This is a genomic window from Pseudomonas sp. Je.1.5.c (assembly GCF_051129895.1).
Taxonomy (GTDB): domain Bacteria; phylum Pseudomonadota; class Gammaproteobacteria; order Pseudomonadales; family Pseudomonadaceae; genus Aquipseudomonas; species Aquipseudomonas urmiensis.
On record NZ_JBCPSP010000098.1, the window covers coordinates 1 to 533 of the forward strand.

Sequence of the window (533 nt, forward strand, 5' to 3'; positions counted from 1 at the left end):
GCCATTGCAGGTTGATGCCGCGCCCGCTGCGGTCGCTGTAACGGGTGATCAGGTGATCCTGGTACTGGTAGCTCCAGCTGGCCTGGTGCTCATCGTCGGCCTGCAGCAGGTCGCCGTGTTCGTCGTAGCGATAGGCGGCCAGCTGGCGGTGTGGCTGGCCGTTGCGCACCTGCCACAGCGCACTGATCCGACCGTGTTCGTCGAGCGCGGTGGCCAGGTGCTGGTGCTGCACCTCGTTCTGGTAGGTCACTAGGTCCGACAGCACCGGGGTGCCCTGGTGATGGTGCTCATAGTGCAGGTCGATACGCGCGCCGCCGCGTTGGCGGATGCTCTGCAGCACGAAGCGATCGCCCTGGCGCTGGTAGCTTTCCTGGCTGGCATAGCCGCGGGCGATGACCAGTTGCGCCTCTTGGGTGCGAATCAGCACCAGGCCTTCGATGGCGTCGTAATGGTGCTTGCCGATTTTCGGCAGCGGGTAGGCGTGGCTGCGACCGTCCGCGGCGTGGTAGAGCACGCCCTGCTTGAGCACATCG

The 533-nt window shown here is 65.7% G+C and carries 1 pseudogene; it reads right to left on the minus strand.

Annotated features, from left to right (window positions below):
- Positions 1-533: pseudogene (locus AAZU54_RS27270) on the minus strand (RHS repeat-associated core domain-containing protein); the annotation flags it as partial.